The 14,545-nt window shown below is 73.7% G+C and carries 14 protein-coding genes; 3 read left to right on the forward strand and 11 right to left on the reverse strand.

The features are described from left to right. Positions 1-48: 48 nt before the first annotated feature. From ACFV9T_RS06725 to ACFV9T_RS06775, 11 genes are all read right to left on the reverse strand, one after another. Entirely contained in the window at positions 49-693 is a 645-nt protein-coding gene (locus ACFV9T_RS06725; protein ID WP_385437164.1) for a 4Fe-4S single cluster domain-containing protein, read from the reverse strand. Next, positions 690-1,742 (reverse strand): hypothetical protein, encoded by a 1,053-nt coding sequence (locus ACFV9T_RS06730; RefSeq protein WP_385437165.1) that lies wholly within the window; start codon positions 1,740-1,742, stop codon positions 690-692. Before ACFV9T_RS06730 ends, ACFV9T_RS06725 begins: the two co-directional genes overlap by 4 nt. A gap of 2 nt (positions 1,743-1,744) precedes the next feature. After that, complete coding sequence (locus ACFV9T_RS06735; RefSeq protein WP_385437166.1) at positions 1,745-2,581, reverse strand: protein phosphatase 2C domain-containing protein; 837 nt, start codon at positions 2,579-2,581, stop codon at positions 1,745-1,747. Further along, the gene (locus ACFV9T_RS06740; RefSeq protein WP_385437167.1) at positions 2,578-3,348 is read right to left on the reverse strand and encodes a hypothetical protein; all 771 of its coding nucleotides are present in this window, start codon (positions 3,346-3,348) and stop codon (positions 2,578-2,580) included. The genes ACFV9T_RS06735 and ACFV9T_RS06740 overlap by 4 nt, the downstream gene beginning before the upstream one ends. Then, positions 3,345-3,578 (reverse strand): hypothetical protein, encoded by a 234-nt coding sequence (locus tag ACFV9T_RS06745; RefSeq protein WP_385437168.1) that lies wholly within the window; start codon positions 3,576-3,578, stop codon positions 3,345-3,347. The genes ACFV9T_RS06740 and ACFV9T_RS06745 overlap by 4 nt, the downstream gene beginning before the upstream one ends. Positions 3,579-3,730: 152 nt before the next feature. Beyond that, positions 3,731-4,834 carry a macro domain-containing protein gene (locus ACFV9T_RS06750; protein WP_385437169.1) on the reverse strand — a complete coding sequence of 368 codons (1,104 nt, stop codon included), beginning with the start codon at positions 4,832-4,834 and terminating at the stop codon, positions 3,731-3,733. A 49-nt stretch (positions 4,835-4,883) separates the two neighbouring features. Next, entirely contained in the window at positions 4,884-5,561 is a 678-nt protein-coding gene (locus tag ACFV9T_RS06755) for an RES family NAD+ phosphorylase (RefSeq protein WP_385437171.1), read from the reverse strand. Then, entirely contained in the window at positions 5,561-6,247 is a 687-nt protein-coding gene (locus tag ACFV9T_RS06760) for a hypothetical protein (protein ID WP_385437172.1), read from the reverse strand. Before ACFV9T_RS06760 ends, ACFV9T_RS06755 begins: the two co-directional genes overlap by 1 nt. Next, positions 6,244-9,555, reverse strand: a complete 3,312-nt coding sequence (locus tag ACFV9T_RS06765; RefSeq protein ID WP_385437174.1) for a CHAT domain-containing protein — start codon at positions 9,553-9,555, stop codon at positions 6,244-6,246. The genes ACFV9T_RS06760 and ACFV9T_RS06765 overlap by 4 nt, the downstream gene beginning before the upstream one ends. Positions 9,556-9,663: 108 nt before the next feature. Further along, positions 9,664-10,161: a hypothetical protein gene (locus ACFV9T_RS06770; RefSeq protein ID WP_385437418.1), complete on the reverse strand. Its 498-nt coding sequence runs from the start codon at positions 10,159-10,161 to the stop codon at positions 9,664-9,666. Between the two features lie 185 nt (positions 10,162-10,346). Continuing rightward, positions 10,347-11,855, reverse strand: a complete 1,509-nt coding sequence (locus tag ACFV9T_RS06775) for a hypothetical protein (RefSeq protein ID WP_385437175.1) — start codon at positions 11,853-11,855, stop codon at positions 10,347-10,349. A 132-nt stretch (positions 11,856-11,987) separates the two neighbouring features. On the opposite strand from ACFV9T_RS06775, the gene ACFV9T_RS06780 reads away from it, so the two are divergent. From ACFV9T_RS06780 to ACFV9T_RS06790, 3 genes are read left to right on the forward strand one after another with little or no spacing between them, the layout of a single operon-like run. Further along, positions 11,988-12,794 (forward strand): LamB/YcsF family protein, encoded by an 807-nt coding sequence (locus ACFV9T_RS06780; protein WP_385437419.1) that lies wholly within the window; start codon positions 11,988-11,990, stop codon positions 12,792-12,794. Then, positions 12,772-13,551, forward strand: coding sequence for an allophanate hydrolase subunit 1 (locus tag ACFV9T_RS06785; RefSeq protein WP_385437176.1), 780 nt, complete (start codon positions 12,772-12,774; stop codon positions 13,549-13,551). The genes ACFV9T_RS06780 and ACFV9T_RS06785 overlap by 23 nt, the downstream gene beginning before the upstream one ends. After that, positions 13,544-14,515, forward strand: coding sequence for a biotin-dependent carboxyltransferase family protein (locus ACFV9T_RS06790; RefSeq protein WP_385437178.1), 972 nt, complete (start codon positions 13,544-13,546; stop codon positions 14,513-14,515). The genes ACFV9T_RS06785 and ACFV9T_RS06790 overlap by 8 nt, the downstream gene beginning before the upstream one ends. Positions 14,516-14,545 lie beyond the last annotated feature (30 nt).

A 14,545-nucleotide genomic window follows, 5' to 3' on the forward strand; every position in this document is an offset into this window, starting at 1 on the left:
GGGCGTACAGCGCCCCGACGCGGACGCTGCTGTACTTCGGTGATCCGCTCATCGTTCCCTCCGTGCCTCGGTGTGCAGCACGAACCCCCGCGCCGCGAGCTGTTCTTCAAGTCCCTCCCGGAATCCGGGGGTTGGCGGCACCCCGGCCCAGGAGACGGATCCGTCGGCGTCCACCGACAGTTCGATCCCGGCGGTCGTGTCCGGCTCGTCCAGCGCCCGCGCGTAGCGGTCGGTGAGCGGGATCAGCCGCTGGTTGTCCGAGCCGCGCCAGCGCAGACTGCCGTGGCGTGCGGCGCGGTACGGCCCGTCGACCAGCAGGTCCAGCCGCTCCAGCAGGGCGAGCCGGTCCGGGGCGCCGCGCCGCAGTGCCTCGTGGCGGAAGCCGGAGTACGCCATCGCGCCGAAGTCCGGGCGCCGGGCCCGCACCGCGTCGAGCAGTTCGGCCAGCGCCCGGGCCTGGCTGAACGGCTCACCGCCGGAGAACGTGACGCCCTCGATGCCGTCCAGCCCGCAGAGCCAGTCGGCGAGTTCGGCGACCGGGCGGCTCGTCCCGCCCTCGAAGGGCAGCGTTTCCGCGGCCACACAGCCCTGGCAGCGCAGCGGGCAGCCCTGGACCCAGATGACCGCGCGGCTGCCGGGGCCGAGAGCCGTGCAGTGGTCCAGCGTCCGGGCGACGGAGAGGTGGGTCGTCATGTCTCCTCCTGAGGAGGGCCGGGGTAGCTGTCGGCGCCGCGCTCGGCCTGGTCGCACCACGGGCACCACGGCCGCTCCACGGTGTGGACGTGGCGGGCGTTCACCGCGCACACCTTCAGCCGCCCGGGAGCCAGCTCGGCCGCGAGCGCCCGGGACCACTCGGCCGCCGCCGGGCGTCGGCCCGCGCCCGCGAACGCCGTCCGGAACAGCTCCGCGAGCCGTCTCGGCAGCAGATCGGCGGGCGGTACGGAGCGGGGCAGCAGCACCGACGTACGGTCGACGATCCGGCAGCGGCCGTGGACCACGTTGTCGTCGTACGACAGATAGTCGCCGCCGTCCGCCGGGTGGCCCGCGAAGGGGTGCAGACCGGCCATGAGGAGCTGATGGACCAGGACGGCCAGGGCGAAATCGTCGGACGCGGTGTCCGGCGGCGTGCCGACGGGAGCGCCGATCCGCTCGGGCGCCGTGTAGCCGGGGGTGCGCATCCGGCCCGGGAACACCTCGCGGCCGTCCCGGAACTGCCACGAGTCGACGTCCGCCATGCCGACCCGGCCGGTCGTATCGACCCAGAGGTTGTCGGGCGTGAGGTCGCCCACCACATAGCCCTCGGCATGCAGTTCGCCCAGCAGCCGGGCGAGGGCGAGAGCGGCGCGGAGGGCGAGCGCCCAGGTCGCCCCGGGCAGGAGAGTGCGGCGGGTGGAGAGGCTGATGAGGTGGCTGAACGGCTGGTAGGCGTGGCGCATGTCCGTCATCACGTAGCCGTCGACACGATCCGCGCCCGTGCCACCGGCCGTACGCACCGGGACCAGCGGCCAGGCCAGCCGGACGGGTGTGCCGGAGAGCAGGCCGACGGTGCGGGGTTCACGGCGCTGGCGCACCAGGCGGGCCACGCGGCGCCGGTAGGCCTCGGGGTCGGGCGGGTCCGGGACGAGTTTCGCGACGAGGGGGCGGGCGTCGTCGACGCCGTACACGAACCCCTCCGAGCCGCTGCCGATCTGCTCGGTGAGCCGCCATGTGTGTCCGCTGCCGGACACCACCGTCAGTCCCACGGTCACCCCCCTTCGACCAGTGCGCACAGCAGGGTCAGATCGTCACCGGTCCGCGCGGCCTCCGGCCCGGAGAGCCGACTCCGCAGCGGCTCGGCGTCCCCGTGGTTCTCGCGGAGCGTGGCGGCGAGGCCGAGGAAGAAGCGCTCGGCCGGTAACGGTCCTGCCTCCAGGGGGAGTTGGCGGACCGAGGGGTGGTCGAGGGTGAGCGCGGCGCAGCCGTCGGTGGCCAGGACCACGCCGCTGAGTTCCGGTTCCCAGACGACGAACGTACGGACCCGGAGGGCCGCGCCGGGGGAGGAGAGGAAGGGGGCCGGGGCGGTGGGCGGAGGGAGGACCAGGTGGCAGCGGTCGTCGCGGGTCAGCAGGGTGCCGAAGCCGTCGCCCAGCGAGACGAAGGCCACCCAGGGCGGGGCGACGACCGCCGCGGTGAGGGTGGCGGCCAGCGCGCCGGAGTGCCCTGGGCCCGGATCTGGACCCGGACCTGAATCCGGACCTGAATCCGGACCGGAGCCCGGATCCGTGCCCGCACAGGGATCCGTGCCCAGCACCCCCGACACCGCCCGCAGATACTCCTCGACCACCCGTCTCCCGCGCCCCGCGATCCACCGGGTCCATGCCTCCGGTGGCTCCTCCGCGCCCGGTATGTCCTCCGCCAGCAGGCGGCAGGCCGCGTCGACCGCTATATGAGCGCCCAGGGCGCTGCGGTCACGGCTGCCCGCGCCGTCGGACACGGCCAGGACCGCCGCGTCGCCCAGGTCGACCGCCTTGAACGCGTCCTGGCAGCCCTGCCCGATGGCGAGATGAGCGGTGCCCTGGACGGAGGCGCCCGCGATGATCACCGGAGGTCACTCTCCAGCCTCTCCATGCGCGCGAGCCGGGCGGCGCGGTCGTTGACCTGCTGGTGGATGAGATCCGCGTCCTGATCGGGGCTGCTGTCGTCCGTGCTCTGGAAGAGCAGGTCGAGGATCCGGCCGAAGTCCAGGTTCTCCAGCGGGGACGTGGCCTTCGGCGCCAGGACCCGGAGCATCGGCAGGTCGGCGCCGCGCACCCCGATCACCTGGAAGACCCACTCCCGCCGCTCCTCGCCCTGGCGCACCCGCCCCGCCGTACCCGCCAGGGCCGCCGCGTCCAGGGGGCGGCCCTCGGCGTCGCTCGGCGCGCCGTCCGTCAGGACCCACAGGAAGGGGCGGCGCGCCGGTACCCGCTGTCGCTGCAGGGTGCGGTAGCGGGCGCGGGCCAGTTCGAGGGCCGTCTCCACCGCGTCCGTCAGCCGGGTCAGGCCCTCGGCGCGCAGCGTGGGCGGGCGCATGCTGTCCACGGGGACGAAGAGCCGGTCCGCGTCGGCTTCCCCGACCGGGATCAGACGGCCGAGGCCGGGGTCGTGGACCCGCACCGCCGAGTCGAAGGTGATGAGGCAGACCTCCACCCGGGTACGCAGCCGCTCCTGCGCGCGGACCCCGTCGAACCAGCGGGTCAGCGCGTCGTTCAGCTCGTCGATCCGCGGGTGTTCCTCGGGGCGGCCCATGGACGCGGAGGTGTCGAGGAGGAGGACGACGGGCTGCCGCTCCTCGTACCCGGCCCCGAACTCCATGCTGTGGACGCTCATCCGGCCACCGCCCCGGAGTCAGGCGCCGCCCCGGTGTCAGCGGCGTGGGCCACCAGCCGCCGCCGCTCGGGATCGTGGCGTACGGTGACGGCCGTACCCGGCGGCAGGCCGGGCGGCTCGGGAACCATGCGCAGCAGAACACCCTCGACGAGTACGAACGCGTCCGGGTCGGGCCAGGTCACCGTGCGACCCGCGCAGCCGTGCGCCCACTCAACCATCCCCCTGGTCATCCGGTCACGGTAGGGGACATTGGCACCCACATGCTCGGTCCTTACAGTAAATTGACACCGCGTTCGATATTGGGCGGTTTTTCGGGCGCGAGCCGCCCAGGGGGAAGGCGCTCCCCCGAGGCACCACCCACCTGAGCGACCCGCCCCTCCAGTCAATCGGACCGGCTGGGCGCCGACTGGTCGCGCGCCGGGCGGGGCCTGGCCGGAATCCGCTCCACCACGCGGGCCGCTTCCGGGGTGCGCACCACGAAGTGCACGTCCCAGCGCGCCCCGCGCGCCAGCTCCGCTTCGACGGCGCTCCATACGGCGGCCGCGCTCACCCGGTACGGAAGCCCGCCGCGCCCGGAGCCCAGCAGCGGAAAGCACACGGAGTGCAGCGGCGGGGTGTGCCGGTCGTGCTCCTCGGCCAGCGTCGCGAACACGCGCGAGGTGGCGCGGGTGATGTCGGCGGGCAGCACGTCGTAGTCGTTGGTACCGGCCCGGGGCGTGGCCACCGCCGCGTGGTAGATCCGCCGTACGCCGTACTCGGCCAGGGCGCCCGAACCGGTCGCCGCCACCGTGCCCGGGATGACCGAACGCCCCGAAGTGCCGTGCCGCGCGGTCCACTTGCGCAGCTCGTCGAGGACCGGGTCGTCCAGCAGATCGCCGGTCACCCCGCGCACGGAGGCGGCGCGGCGCAGCGAGGCGGAGACCGACGCCTTGTACGGCTCGGGCAGCGCGAAGTAGGTGTTGGCGGGGGAGACCACCACGTCCACGTCCCGCAGCAGATCGACGGAGTGGATGTGGAGGGTGAGCCGCGCGCGCCGCTCGCCCGCCAGGACGTCCACGGTGCGGTGGGTGTCGCCCGGCCAGTCGTCCTCGCCCGGTTCGTCGCCGCCGCCCTCCGCCCATTCCACGATGTGCGCGGCCACCTGGCCGAGCACCATCACCTCGTGGTGCTTGCGGAAGCGCTCCTCGCTGACCCGGTACACCTCGGCCGCGCGGGTCCGGCGGGAGGAGGCGGGCCAGTCCCGGGTGCCCTGGGCCAGGCCCAGCGTGTACTCGGCGGCGGTCCGCAGGGTGCCCGCGTCGAGCCGCGCCACCGCGCGGCGGAGCAGCGCCTCCACGGCGCCCTCGCGGGTGCGCGCGGTCGTCAGAGAGGCCGCGGCCGCCTCCAGGGCGGGCAGCTCGCGGCCGCGCAGCCGCAGGAGCCCCGCCCGCCGGACCGCCTGTAGTTCCACCAGAAGTGACGCATGATCAAGGGATCCTGGTGCCATGCCGTAAACGATGACACCACGCGTCACATGGGGACAAGGAGCGGGTGTCTCAACGGCGCATGGGCTCCTTGATCGCCGAATAGAGGGGTTCCAGCAGCTGATTGGCCTCCTTGATGCCGTCCGGGGAGCCGAGATCCGGGATGCTGCGGTACGGCAGCGCTTCGAGCGGTCCGTCCGCCACGTCCGCGAGGCGGTCGCCGAAGAGCACCAGGGCCCGCTGTGACGGGTTGCGCCGCGAGCCCCAGATCATCCCCGTGGCTTCGGGCGCCTGGGCCCGGATTTCCCGCGCCCAGTCCCGCGTGTGCCGGTAGTGCTCCGCTCCCTCGCCCTCCAGCAGGGTGTTGTCCTGGCAGACGGCGGCGAGGGCCGCTCCGGAGCACAGCGAGACGAGTCGCAGCTCGCACCGGGTGCGCACCGCGTTCAGCGACTTGCCCCGCACCTGCGCCCAGGGGACCAGCCGCGTACTGGTCTCCAGGTCGAAGGAGACCGAGCGGAGCAGGGTCTCGGCGAGGGCGGTTTCCGGGTCCGACGCCGCGTACAGACAGGCGTACGGGTCATCCGGCGTGCCGTGGAAGCGGCCGGGCGCGCGGTCGTCCGGGGCGAACGGCTTGAACTCCACGGCCGCGTACCGGGACGAGTGCAGCCGCCACAGCTGAGTACCGGCGGGCAGCACCTCCCAGTGCGGCCGGAAGCGGTACGCGGAGGGCGGCACGGTGTCCTCGTGCATCAGTCCCCCTCCACCAACGCCACTGCCGCGCCCACCAGTTCGCGGTCCGGCCGGATGCCGAGGAGGGCGGCGGGCGGCCCGCCGCCCAGCCACGTATTTCCGCTCAGCCACCAGTCGGCGGCCCCCCACGGGTCCGCGTCGGCGAGCAGTACCCGGTTGACCTCCAGGACGACCTCGTACGGTGCTCCGCCCCCGGGCCGGAACTGGAACTCCGGGTAGCGGTCGCCGAGGTCGGCGTCGGCGAACCGGATCAGCTCGGGTGGTGGCGCCGAACCGCCGTACCGGTCGCGGACGTCGGCGGCCGAGAGGGCGGGTGCCTGGCGCAGTCTGCGCTCGGCGGCGGCGATGATGGCCGTGGTGTCGGGGCGTGATGGCGGCATGAGCTGGACGAGCAGATCCCGCGTCCGCAGGACGGCCAGGCCGCTGACGGGCGCCACGCCGACGAGCCGGACGGAGTCCAGCGCCTTGCGGACCGGGTGGGCGTACGGCAGCGGCACCAGGCAGTGGCGTACGCCCTGGAAGGCGCGGCGCATGGCCCGGAGGTCGTCCGGTGGGATGTGGGCGAGCGTGTTCAGGCGGGTGAGCAGGAGCCGGTACTGCTCTTCGGTCAGTGCGGCGCGGATGCTGTCGGCGTGTTCGGCGATGAGGCCGAGCACCCTCGTCCCGCCGTCCTCACTCCGGGTCATCCGGTCTCCTTTCCCTGGCCGGGGTGGCCCTGATGGATGAACGCGGCCCAGTTGGCGGGCCGTTCGAGGTCGGGGCGGGCGATGTCCCGGCGGAGATCGTCGCTGAGGTGGCCCGGGTCCTCGCGGTCCGGGTCGAGCATCCACAGCTGCGCGGCCCGCAGCGCGTCGACAGGGCTGAGCCCGGCCCGCAGATGGTGGTGGAAGACGGCCATCAGCAGGACCGACGCGCTGTCCCGGGCGGTCCACCGCGACCCCACGACATCGCGTGCGCCACCCGAGACGAACGCCGTGGTGAGAGTCAGCGCCTCGTCGTGGTCGCGGGTGCTGAGGTCGGTCTCGCAGGCGCTCAGCACGATCAACGGACCGTCCGGCGAGGCCTGTTCGGCAGGTTGCGGCCGGTCGAGGAGCCGGGTCACGGTGAGCCGGTCGATCTCCTCGCCGGGATCGGTTGGGGCGAGGTGCAGCGCCGACTCCGTCGGCCGTACCCCCGCCATGCCGTGGGTGGCCAGATGGACCATCGAGTGGTCCTGGGCGAGCAGGGCCAACAGCTGCTCGGGGGTGCCCTCCGGCACCGAGTCGGGCGGGAAGGCGGCGAAGTCGCCGTACAGCCGTGCCCCCGGATAGAAGGCGTTGCGCAGCTCCAGGACCTCCAGCTCGGCATACGTCAGCGACAGGCTCGGGTCGGCCACCAGGGCCGGGGCCGAGACCGGATCGCGTGGCGCGCGCTGCACCGACCGCAGGAACTGGCTGCCGGACGCCGCGTAGCTGATCACCAGGGCCTGGCAGAGGTAGTCGTACGGGGCGTCCGCCGGGAAGCGCGCCGCGTGCCAGGGGACGATCCCGAGGCGGCCGCAGGGGACCAGGACGACCCTGGGCGTACGGCGGTCGGCGGCGTCGCCCGGGAGGTGTTCCTCCAGCCCGGCGAGGACGTGGACGAACACCTCGTACGCCCAGTCGCACAGCTCGGACAGGGCCTCCTCCCAGGCCCGTTCCGCCTCTTCGTCCGCGTGGTCCGGGTCCGTGGAGCGGGCGGCGGCCGCGTCCAGATACCGCTCCAGAGGGGCGCTGCCCGCTTCGGAGAGCATGGGCAGCGCGCCCACCCCGATGCCGATCTCGGGGCCCACGCCCAGCACCATGCCCGGGGCGTCGCCGTCGCTGCCGGGGACCAGATAGATCAGCGCATCCGCACCGGCCTCGCTCACGCCGTCCGCCAGTTCGCGCAGCGTGGGGGTGGTGAGCAGGCCGCCCCGCTCCCGGTAGCCCAGGGCCTCCAGGGCCTGCCGTCGCAGGTTGCTGGGCAGCTCGGCGGGCAGTTCGGTGCTGTCGGGCGCGCCGGACTCCCGCCAGGCGGCGGCGAGGTCGGGATGGCCCCGCTCCTCCAGCAGATCCGGTACGGCCCGTGAGGTGGCCGCCGCCTGCAACACCAGCGCCCGGCCCAGCTCCAGGGTGGCGACCGCGTCGTCCACCTTGTTGTGCGCGGCGGCCCACAGGGCGGCCCGTACACCGAGGGAGGCACCGCTGCGGGCGGTCGTCAGCCGGTGTTCGGCGCCGTGCTGCAGAAGGACATCGGCGGCGAGGGTGGACAGGGCCTCGTTCGCCGCGTCGATGGCGGCGTCCACATCGGAGTCGCCCCGCTCCCGGTGCCAGCGGGCGCGGTAGGACTCGGCGAGCGACCACAGCGACTCTGCGGCGACGCGCGGGGCCCGGCCCTCGCGGATGTGCTCGCGGAGCCGTTCCAGTGTGGTGATGGCGGCTTCGAGGTCTACCGAGTCGTGGGTGATGGTGTAGCGCAGGCCGAGGCGGTTCGCGGCGGAGTGCAGCTGGTCGGCGGGGGCGTCCGGGGGCGGCACGTCCCGGTCCGGGAGGTCCGTCGTGTCGTCGGCGAGGTAGGAACGCAGGAGCGCGAGGTCGGGGACCATGGCCACCAGTTCCTCGTCCCGGATCGGGAGCCTGCTCTTCCGCGCGGCCGTCCGGCTGTCGTCGAAGTCCGCGAGGCCGCGCAGGAGCAGTTCCCTGTCCATGGTGAACCGGCCGAGCATGAGGCGGGCCATGGCGCGGGCGAGGAGGGCGATCACGCGGAAGTCGTGGTCCTCGGGGACGGTGTCGGCCAGCGCCTCGGCCTGGGGCAGGAGATCGCGGAGCCGCCGCACGTCCTCGGCCTGCCCGGCGGCGCGGACCTCGGACATCAGGCCCATCACATCCGCCATGATCGCGAAGCCGTCGGCCATGGGGATCGAGCTGTGCGACTGGCGCCTGAGGAAGTCGGTGACCGTCTTGGTGTGCCCGAGGCCGAGCGCCTGGTCCTGGAGGGTTCCCCCGGCGCCTTCGCTGACGTTGAGGAGCAGGGCCATCAGCCCTTCGAGGGCGTCCTTGTTCGGTACGCCGTCCGGCAGCCCGTCCAGCGCGTCGCGCAGCCGTCCGAGCTGCTGGTTGAGGGCGGCGGGATCGCCGCCGCCGACGTTGTTGACGAAGTCCACGGACGTGGTGTTGACGGCCTGCAGCGCGGCGAGGAGGCGGCGCATGTCGTCGGGGGTACGGGGTGTGGCCGAGGCGTCGGCGTCGGCTTCGGCCTTGCCGGACGGGGTTGGGGCCTTGCCCGCGCCGCTCCCCGGGGCCGCGCCACCGGCCATCGTCGTCAGCCAGTCCGTCATCATCCGGCGCATCTGGTCGGAGCCCGGAAAGCCGTCGTCGGGCAGCAGGCCCGTGAACAGGTCGGCCATCCCGTCGGCCGAGGGATGGGCGTAGAAGTCGCGCAGTTGCCGCAGCTGCCGCAGGCTTTCCGGCGGCAGCGGGAGTTCGGCCGCCTCGGTCACCAGCTCCCGCACCTCGGCCGCGAGGGCGGCCATCCCGTCCGGCCCCGCCCGCGTGATCATGTCGAACATGGCGGTCGCGTCCGGCTCCGGCGAGAGCCCGCCCAGCATCTCCTGCAGCGGCATCGCGTGCGTCAGCAGGAACAGCGCGGCCCACCGCCGCTCCTCGGTGGAGGCCGCGGCCCCGATCGTGGTCGCCGGGTCCCGTACGTCCCGCAGCAGACCGCCCGCCCGCTCCCGGTCCCCGGGCGACCCGCCCCCGGCGGCGTGGCGCAGGGTGAGGGCACCGCCGAGCCATCCGGCCACCGAGGCGCGCAGCGGCGGATCGTGGTCCAACAGGCCCATGAGCGCGTCGAGTTCGGCGACCGAGTCATCATGGGCGCGCGAGGGTCTGGCTACGGTGTCCGGCTCCGGCAGCAGCGCCTTCGCCCGCCCGACGGCCTCACCGGCCCAGGCCCGCAACGCCTGAACGCCACCGGTCTCCTCTGCTTCCCCCACCGGCACTCCTCACGTCCCGAGACGTCAATCATCCGTCCCGATCGCCCTGATGACGAGATGTAGGTCACCATGACGTCCGATCACCGAGTTTTTCCAACAGACGCCCGATCACCGCCCGGAACTCGCCCGGGGCGCGCCCAGATCCGCCCGCATTCCGCGCCGCAGCTCCCGCAGCCGTTCCCACAGGGCGTCGATCTCCCCCTGTGCGGCGTCGAGCGAGTCGTCCGGGTGGGGGACGCCGTCGTCCAGGCGCCGGAGCCTGCCGTAGAGGCCGCCGAGCGCGTGGGTGGCGTCCCCGGCCAGGGCGAGTACGGGGTCGGGCAGCCGCATCTGGGCCTCCGCGTACACGTCCCGGTGCAGATCCCGCGCCTCGGTGAGGCGCTGCCGTACCGCGCGCGGATCCTCCGCGCGGAGCAGGGCGTGCATATGGTCCGTGAGGGCGGCCAGATACTGCCGGGACGCGGTGTTGAGGGCGACGTAGCAGGTACGCCGCTCCTCGACATCCCTCGCCCGCGCCGCTGCCCGCTCGGCCCGCTCCTGCTCACGCTGTCGGCTGCGCTCGGCCGCGCGCTGGGTGAGCAGGGCCGACAGCAACGTTCCGAGCATCCCGGCCACCGCCACGATCGGCGCCCCCGCCTCCGCGACCGTGACGTCCAACGCCCCCACCCCCGTATCGCCGTATGCCTCCAGCGAACCGGTGCCGTACGGCTGCGGGGAAGCCCACGCCCGAACCCCGCCCGGCCTTCGCCCGGCTCCTGCCCGGGTGGCAGGTGGCCGGGGCCCCGGCGGGGTCACCCGCAGGAGCCGCCCCCGCTTCCGGCCGGTGCCAACCACGCCTTGTTCGCGGGGAATTTCACGGGCTCCTGGGTGGCCTGGTCCCAGAGGACGACCGTGCCGCCCGCCACGCCGATGAGCAGGTACGGCCGCTTCCGGTCCAGCGCGGGGCCCTCGCCCGGGACGTTTCCGGGGGCGGTTGTCGTCCGTACGCACGTCCAGGACGGCTCGACGCCGAAGTACTGCGGCGGCTTCGTGCCGTCCGCGGCCGCGCCTTTGATGCGTTCCGCCGCCATGCCCGCCGAGTCGAGGGCGAACCCGCCCGCGACGGCCAGCGAAGTGACGAAGACGAGGGTGTGCAGGATGACGTTGGTGCGGTCGCCGGGTGCCGCGTAGAAGTGGTGGCGGTGCCGGGCCACACCCCACCACGCGGGCACCACCAGCACATAGGCCAGCATCGATACGAGCTTCAGCGAGGCGAGGAACTGCCACAGGGGCGGGACGTCGAGATCGCCGCTGCTGAGGCCCAGTTCAGCGGCGTACAGGGCGTGGAGCACGGAGCCCGCCGCCACGAACGTCGAGACCAGCAGCGTGATGACGAGAGGCACGGCCCAGGCGACCCACTCGCCCCACGTCCACTGCCGCACCAGCAGCCACAGCCCGGTGACCACTCCCACGATCAGGGCGGTGTAGAAGACATCGGTGGGCCCCCAGCCTCTGGATCCGGCGAGCCCAAGGCCGCCCGCGGTGAAGACCACGGACACCGCCAGGACCAGCAGGGCGCCCGTCTTCCGGCCGTCGGGGAACAGCCGCCAGCCGGTACGCGCCGCCCCCGCGAAACCGGCGAACGCGAGGATGCCCCAGAACCACCAACTGGCCCGGACGGCATGGGCGGCGAACACCACGGCCACGGCCGGTACGAGGGCCCACAGGACCGCGTGAACCGTCCGCCGCTCGCCCTCCTCCTCCGGCCAGCGCCGCACCGGGTCCTTCCACATGCCGTCCAACGGCCGAATGGCCACTGCGGACGGGGTCGTCGCCGGTCCGCCGCGGGCCAGCCGCAACGCCTGCCGTGCGGTGCCGGTGACGATGCCGCCGGCGTCGTAGGAGCCGCGCGCCAGCGACCAGCCCGCGACGTGTCTGCGCCATGGCGAGCGCAGCGCGGCCCGTCTGCGCCGCGCGTCGATGACGCGCCACCGTGAGCGCGTCTCCCGGTCCCGGTGGATGTGCTCGGCGCGCAGTACGTACGCCTCCAGCCGCGCGGCCCGCGCCACCTTGCGCACGCGCTCGGCGGCGCCCAGGTCGCTTCCTCTGGCGACGCCGAAGAGACGCACCTCGATCTCGTAGACACGTGCGTCGGGCCCGGGTTCGACACCGGCCCCCAGCGGGCCCTGTCCGGCGGGGCGGTGGGTGCGGACGGGCCAGCCGTGCCGCGTGAACCGGTCCTCGGCCTCCTGCCAGTCGTCCTGCCCGCCCCGGACCTCGACGAAGACGCGGACCCGCTGGTCATAGCGTCCCTGAGTCATCGAGCGCTCATCTCCCCCCTGTGCCGATCCCCCTGTGCCGAGCCATCGGGAACCGCACTACCCCCATGGCTCTTCCTGATGTGTCCTTCTGCCCGCGCCGCGCCGGATCTAGTGTCCAGCGGCACACGGTCCCTGCGGAAAAGGAGCCTCACTGTGCCTGTCGTCGATCTGGTGGCCGACCTCGGAGAGAGTTTCGGGGCCTACACCATGGGCAATGACGCCGCGCTGCTGAACCTGCTGACGTCGGCGAACGTGGCGTGCGGATTCCACGCCGGGGACCCGCGGGTGATGGACGCGACGGTGCGGGCCTGCGTGGAGCGCGGCGTCGGCGTCGGCGCGCATCCGAGCTTCCCCGATCTGGTGGGCTTCGGGCGCCGGGCGATGGATCTGACGCCGGACGAGGTGCGCACCGATGTGCTGTACCAGATCGGGGCGCTGTCCGGGTTCACCCGCGCACACGGCACCCGGATCAACCATCTGGCACCGCACGGCCGCCTCGGCAACCTCGTGGTCGTCCGGCGCGACTACGCCGAGGCGGTGGCGGACGCGGTGGAGGCCTTCGACCCGTCCCTCGTGATCCTCATGCAGGAGGGCGAGATGGCGGCCGTCGCACAGGAGCGCGGGCTGCGGATGGCCATGGTGGGCATCGCGGACCGGGCGTACGAGGACGACGGCACGCTGGTGTCCCGGTCCGAGCCCGGCGCCGTGCTCCACGACCCGGACGAGGTCACCCGCCGGACCGTCCGGATGGTGACCGAGGGGGTCATCACCAGCCGGTACGGCACGGATCTGCCGGTCCGCACGGACTGCGTCCAGCTGCACGGCGACGGTCCCGCGGCGCTGGAGCTGGCGCGGCGGATCCGTGGCGAGCTGCTGGCCGCCGGAGTCGGCGTGGCGCCGCTGAACGAGGTGCTGGATGCCCGCGCTCAGGCGGCGTGACCCGGGCGGCATCACGGTCATGCCGACAGCGCCCAAGATCGACATATCGCCGTGCGGCGACGCCGCGCTGCGGGTCACCGTCGTCGGCGACGACACCGACGAGGTGTGGGCGGCCGTGCACCGGCTCGCGGGATGGCTGAACCGTGGCGAGATCCACCCCACGGTGTCCGCCGTGCCGACGTACGACGCGGTGCTCGTGGAGTTCGACCCGTACCACACCACGGGCGACGCGATCATGTCGTACATCCAGTCCTGGGACGCCGCCCCCGGCGTGGGGAGCGCGGTGCCGTCCGGGGTCATCGACGTGCCGGTGCTGTTCGGCGGCGACGCGGGCCCGGACCTGGAATGGGTCGCCGGTGTGGTCGGTGCGCCGGTGGCGGAGGTCATCGGCCTGGTCTGCGCGAAGGAACATCTCATCCGCTGTCTGGGCGGGCCCGCCGCGTCGGCCATGACGGACGGGCCGGAGTTCGGCGTCCCGGTTCCCCGGCTCGCCACGCCCCGGCTGCGGGTGCCGCCGGGCGCGGTCTCCGTCGCGGGACGTCAGGCGGTGATCGGGCCCGTCGCCGCGCCGAGCGGCTGGCGGCAGATCGGCCGTACGCCGCTGACGATCCTGCGGACGGACGGGACCGGTGAGAGCGGTGGCGGCGACGCCGTCGTGCCGTACCGGCCCGGGGACCGGGTCCGGTTCTTCCCGGTCGACGAGGCCACGTACGCCGGACTGCTCGGCGTCCCGATGCGCTACCGGGACCATGACTGACCGCCCCGAGCTGTACGTGGAGGCCGCGGCGGCGTGCGTGGTGACCGATCTTGGCCGCACCCTGGGCCCCGCGCGCGGTCTCGCGGTCAACGGCGCGCTCGACCAGTTCGCCGCGCGCGCCGCGAACGCCCTGGTCGGCAACGCGCCGACCGCACCGCTCATCGAGGCCACCGGGTTCGGGGTCACGCTCCGGCCCAGCCACGACATCCTCCTGGCCGTCACCGGCGCGCCCGCAGAACCGGCCGTCGACGGCCTGCCGCACCCCGCGTGGTCACCGCTGTCGGTGCGGGCGGGGGAGACGGTGCGGGTGGGCATCTCGGATACGGGGCTGCGCGCGTATATCGCCGTGCACGGGTCGTTCGACGTGCCCCTGCTGATGGGGAGCTGCGCGCCGGACTCGATGATCGAGTTCGGCACCCCGGTGACCTCCGGAATGTCCCTCTCCCTGCACCGATCCCATCGACCGCTGGTCAACCGGCACTTCGGGGCCACCGTCTTCGACTTCGGCATCCCCCGCGACATCGGCCGGGTGCCCGCGGCGCTGGAGGTGATCGAGGGGCCCGACGCCGCGGAGTTCGGCACCGGGCTCCAGCGGCTCTTCGACTCCCCGTACACGGTCACCCCACGGATCAACCATGTCGGCCTCCGCGTGGCCGGGCATGTGCCGCAGCGCTCCGTCACCGGGGAGGTGCTGTCGCGGGGCGTGCCGGTCGGCGCGGTCGAGGCCCCCGCGGGCGATGAGCTGCTCGTCCTGATGCGCGGCCGGGGGATCACCGCGGGCTACCCGGTGCTCGCGGTGCTCACCTCGCGCGCCCTGGACGTCGCGGCGCAGCTCAGGCCCGGGCAGGAGATCCGCTTCCGCCGGACCAGCGCCGCCGCCGCGACCGCCGCCTACCTGGAGCGACGGCGGCTCCTGGACCGGGTCGCGCTCCGCGCGCGCACCGCTTTCGCCGCACTGTCCTGACGCCCACCCCCGATCTCACCAGCACCCACC

Source organism: Streptomyces sp. NPDC059850 (assembly GCF_042731515.1).
Classification (GTDB): Bacteria; Actinomycetota; Actinomycetes; order Streptomycetales; family Streptomycetaceae; genus Streptomyces.